This is a genomic window from Microcystis sp. M20BS1 (genome assembly GCF_020245305.1).
Taxonomy (GTDB): Bacteria; Cyanobacteriota; Cyanobacteriia; order Cyanobacteriales; family Microcystaceae; genus Microcystis; species Microcystis ichthyoblabe_A.
The window spans coordinates 1-4,118 of sequence record NZ_JADBUZ010000025.1; the positions used below are offsets into that span (position 1 = coordinate 1).

A 4,118-nucleotide genomic window follows, 5' to 3' on the forward strand; every position below is an offset into this window, starting at 1 on the left:
CAAATTAGTCCCCCCATAGAACCCCCTTGAGCCATCTTGCACACTTTTCTCTTTTTGTCAAATTTTATGTTAAGAAAGATGTGACTAATGGATAGCTTGATAAGGGGGGTGTCTGACAACTTTTAACGCCTACCTACTTAGCAATTGTTCACAGTTTGGAGAGTTTTGTCTGTTAATCAGAGTTTTAGATTCGGATTGAGTCTCAGGGTTTCGACTTATCCAAAACTCAGATTATCCAAAACTGAGATTTATTTAGTTTTAAGCTGTGAAGATTGGGGAGCGTTTTCTCCTTCTACGACAAAAGATTTCACATGAGAACCTTGAAACTTTTCCATATTGCTCACTCGCCACATGGCTAGGGGAAAAGTAATAGCAAATAAACCAAAAAGTCCCACTAATATCCAGACGATATCGTGCATTTTACGCGAGGAAACCTTTCTAACTTGAGCGTTCATTTTGTCACCTCCTAGGCTTTAAGTTAAAGGTAAATAGGGAAATAGTGGATGCCATGACATGGCCGTGGCGGCAATCATGAGGGCAAAAAACCAAAAGAGAATGGTCTTAGCTTTTATCTGGCGATCTTTCCAAAGATAATGCAGTATCGGCCAACTGACTAACCAGCCAATTAATAACATCGTTTCTTTGCCGGTATAACTGCCGATATTGCCCCACATTTTGCTAGGATTTTTACTGCCAGGTATCCAACTACCCAAATTCCAAAGGAAAGTTTCTACGGTTTTTGAATGGTCTGCATCGGAAAAATGGTGAGCAACCATCATTAAAAAACAGCCAATACCAGCACTAATAATCGCCGCCGCTGCTGGGCCAGAAGTGGCAGGGGAACGTTTGGCACCTTCGGCTAAACCTTGGGGAAATTGTTTTAAAAAAGCCCAGATTTTTCCATACCAAGGACTATCGACGTAACGTTGAGTCATCAGATTTGTTCCTATTTTTTCAGAGTTCGTAAGTGTCTAAAACCGAAAAGTCCCACCGCTAAAAGTCCCCAGCCGTATTACCAGCAGTAGGGAAATGACCGACGATTTGACTTTGGTTGCTAATGCTGGCCGCCCTCGTATCCGTACCATCGGGGCTAAGTTTACACCCCCTAGGGCGGGAGCGGCGATAGATAACCCGAAAACCGTAGCTAAAACGAGCAAAAGTTTAATTTTGTTCACTTTTGAGGTAAAGTAGCTAAATAATGGTTTACAGGGCGTGAATTTTGGCAACACCGAGGCCGCTAACGAGTCCACCCATGGCAAAAAACATCATCGCCATCAGGGCAATGCAAGTGACCGTTAACACCGGTCGATTAGCTTTGTCTAGGATTGAGTCGCCGTATTTCCAGAGAATCCAAGTGCAGGCCACGCCTAGGGGTAGGATAAAAAGGACGCTGAATTCGTGGTATTCCATGAGGACGTATTGACCGAGGGGCGAATTTTCCTTTAGCCATGCCCGCGCACCGCCAAATTCTAAACCGGCCCGATAGCGCATATAGGCTAAATTGCCAGTGGCGATCGCCAAAAAAGCGAGGACGGTGGACCAGAAGGTGAGGGTTCGCATTTGCCGCAAAATTTTGCCAGAACCTCTGAGCAGGGGAAAAGCGAGATGACCAGCGTAAACAATCACGACTAGGGCTAATAGGGAACCAAAACCGTGAATTGTGCCTAGCCATCGCTGCCACGGACTCGGATGCAGCAGGTTGACGAAGGGCAGAAATAAAAATAGGCCCGCCGAGAGGATTCCTAGCCCATAGACGCAAACGGTGGCTATATCTAGGGTTTTCGGAAAATCAATTTTTTCTGATTCTGTGGTATAAGATGACATCGGTTTCTCCTTAACGGTCTAGAGAAGCTAAGTGGGATTATTTCTCATTTAGCCCGGAATCTTGTTAGAACAAGTCCAGAGAGCATATTTGTCCAACCATCAGAGTATTTTTGGACTGAAGGTGACAATAAATAGAGTCAAGACTTGAATTTCGCCAATTCAAGTCTGAATTGCATCCCTGTCTGCTCTACAGCGTTTCTCGGATATATGAGGTATGTTTTCGCAACTGAGAATTCTTACTTCGGCAAGGTTTAACTTACAATTCACCTTGACGAGAAACGCTACATCTTTATATGATCCCTGATTCGGGGTGCGATAGTCAAGAGATTTTCAAGGAAGATTGTTAATAAAGTTTACGGATATTTTTACCTAGTTCTTCGTTACTTGGTATGGTTTGATCGGGTGGCATAAATCGACTACATCCTTATTAGATGAGCTTACCCTGAGAATCTGGCAAAGAAGGTTAGAAACTCAGTAAATCAAAGCTTTTAGCTTAACTAATTAGGTTACCGAGTTAAATCCCAAAATTAGGCGTTTTTATCGACAAAATTGTCGAATCGAATTTTAAACAAAAACACGATGCTGCAGGGACGGCATTTGTCGTCGCACCTGTTGCAGACGTTGGGGATTAATTTCGGCAATTGCCACCCCCGCTTCTTCCCCTGCGTCGGCTAAAACCACACCCCAAGGATCGATAATCATAGCGTGACCGTGGGTGTAACGGCGTTCATAATTATTGCCCGTTTGAGCAGGAGCTATTATATAACAAGTATTCTCGATCGCTCGCGCTTGTAACAAAACTTTCCAATGATCTTTCCCTGTAAAAGCTGTAAACGCCGCAGGTACAAATAAAACATCGGCTCCTTGCTGCGATAAATAGCGATAGAGTTCGGGAAAACGCACATCATAGCAAATCGAGAGGCCAATTTTGCCCAAGCTATCGGAGCCATAAATCGGCGGTAAATCGATTCCTGCCATGACTGTACTCGATTCCTGATAGGTGTTACCATCCGGGACATTGACATCAAAGAGATGGACCTTTTGATAACGGGCTAATTCCGCACCGTTGCCATCGACTAAAATAGCCGTATTATAAGCCTTATCGGGAATACCCATCACCGGCACGGGAAAACCACCCCCTAAAATAGTCACTTGAAACCGTTGGGCCATGGTGCGGAGGAATTTATCGGCTTTTCGGGCAATAGTCTCGGCCTGGGCGATTTTATCGGTTTCTGCCCCCATAAAAGCGAAATTTTCTGGTAAACCGATTAATTCCGCCCCTTTACCCACGGCAAGTTCGATCAATTCTTCAGCGGCAGCGAGATTTTTCTCTAAATCCGGCTGACTGGTCATTTGAATGGCGGCGGCGAGATAGGATTTCATGGGGGTTGAAGCTCTAGAGTCGGATAATCTCTGTAAAATTAATCATAACCTTCGATTATATCCAATTTCAGATATTTTGTCACCCCATGAGTAAAATTGTTTTCTGTGACTTTGATGGCACTATCACCGCCGTGGAAACTTTTGCGGGTATGCTCAAAGAATTCGCCCCCGATTTATCGGCCCAAATTATGCCCCAAATGTACGCCCGTACTCTGACTCTGCGCCGGGGTGTCCGTCAACTGCTAGAGTCGATACCGAGCCAAAAATACGCCGATATTCTCGCCTATGCCGAAAGCAAGCCAATTCGCCCCGGATTAGCCGAATTACTCGCTTTTTTACAGGAGCAATCCATCCCTTTTATTATTATCTCCGGTGGTATCCAAGGCATGATTGAAACGGTCTTAAAACGGGAGGGACTATTAGATAAGGTAACGGCAATTTATGGGGTCAATCTTCATACGCAAGGGGAATATCTGCAAGTTCACTCCGATTGGGAAAATGAGACGGAATTAGTGGCTAAAGCCTTGATTATGTCCAAATATTCAGGAGTAGAAACTATTGCGATCGGTGATTCTGTTACCGATATTACCATGGCTAGAAGGGCCGATCTAGTTTTTGCTAGGGATCGTTTAATCGATTATCTGCAATCGGAAAATCAACCCTATATTCCTTGGAATAACTTTTTTGAGATTCGCGAATATCTGTTATTGAGAGATTAGGGATTGGCTGTTAATTAGGTAGGGGTTAAAAATTGTCAGATACCCTCCTTGGATTAAGCTATCCATTAGTCAGATTTTTCTTAACAAAAAGAGAAGAAACTTAAAAAAAGGGGAAACGATTGATAGGTATAGTTTTGAAAGAAGGAATTAAGGTGGAGGTAAGCAAAAAAATGGAGAAATGGGCAGCCCAAG

Annotated in this window: 6 protein-coding genes; 2 read left to right on the forward strand and 4 right to left on the reverse strand. The window is 43.8% G+C overall.

Going from position 1 to position 4,118, the window contains the following annotated elements; translation table 11 throughout:
* Positions 1-248 precede the first annotated feature (248 nt).
* Positions 249-455, reverse strand: coding sequence for a hypothetical protein (locus IM507_RS02550; RefSeq protein ID WP_002733122.1), 207 nt, complete (start codon positions 453-455; stop codon positions 249-251).
* Positions 456-473: 18 nt separating this feature from the next.
* Entirely contained in the window at positions 474-935 is a 462-nt protein-coding gene (locus IM507_RS02555) for a hypothetical protein (protein ID WP_002732132.1), read from the reverse strand.
* Positions 936-1,029: 94 nt separating this feature from the next.
* Between IM507_RS02555 and IM507_RS02560 the strand changes: the two genes are divergently transcribed.
* Complete coding sequence (locus tag IM507_RS02560) at positions 1,030-1,191, forward strand: hypothetical protein (RefSeq protein ID WP_184891193.1); 162 nt, start codon at positions 1,030-1,032, stop codon at positions 1,189-1,191.
* Positions 1,192-1,203: 12 nt separating this feature from the next.
* Here IM507_RS02560 and IM507_RS02565 read toward each other — a convergent pair whose 3' ends face one another.
* Both IM507_RS02565 and IM507_RS02570 read right to left on the reverse strand, forming a co-directional pair.
* Positions 1,204-1,824, reverse strand: a complete 621-nt coding sequence (locus IM507_RS02565; protein ID WP_002779196.1) for a hypothetical protein — start codon at positions 1,822-1,824, stop codon at positions 1,204-1,206.
* A 564-nt stretch (positions 1,825-2,388) separates the two neighbouring features.
* Positions 2,389-3,207 carry a carbon-nitrogen hydrolase family protein gene (locus tag IM507_RS02570; protein WP_069475324.1) on the reverse strand — a complete coding sequence of 273 codons (819 nt, stop codon included), beginning with the start codon at positions 3,205-3,207 and terminating at the stop codon, positions 2,389-2,391.
* Between the two features lie 86 nt (positions 3,208-3,293).
* On the opposite strand from IM507_RS02570, the gene IM507_RS02575 reads away from it, so the two are divergent.
* The gene (locus IM507_RS02575) at positions 3,294-3,926 is read left to right on the forward strand and encodes an HAD-IB family phosphatase (RefSeq protein ID WP_069475323.1); all 633 of its coding nucleotides are present in this window, start codon (positions 3,294-3,296) and stop codon (positions 3,924-3,926) included.
* The last annotated feature ends 192 nt before the right edge of the window (positions 3,927-4,118 follow it).

Coding starts and splice junctions, on each gene's coding strand:
- IM507_RS02550 (WP_002733122.1), bottom strand. CDS start 455: ATGAACGCTCAAGTTAGAAAGGTTTCCTCGCGTAAAATGCACGATATC.
- IM507_RS02555 (WP_002732132.1), bottom strand. CDS start 935: ATGACTCAACGTTACGTCGATAGTCCTTGGTATGGAAAAATCTGGGCT.
- IM507_RS02560 (WP_184891193.1), top strand. CDS start 1,030: ATGACCGACGATTTGACTTTGGTTGCTAATGCTGGCCGCCCTCGTATC.
- IM507_RS02565 (WP_002779196.1), bottom strand. CDS start 1,824: ATGTCATCTTATACCACAGAATCAGAAAAAATTGATTTTCCGAAAACC.
- IM507_RS02570 (WP_069475324.1), bottom strand. CDS start 3,207: ATGAAATCCTATCTCGCCGCCGCCATTCAAATGACCAGTCAGCCGGAT.
- IM507_RS02575 (WP_069475323.1), top strand. CDS start 3,294: ATGAGTAAAATTGTTTTCTGTGACTTTGATGGCACTATCACCGCCGTG.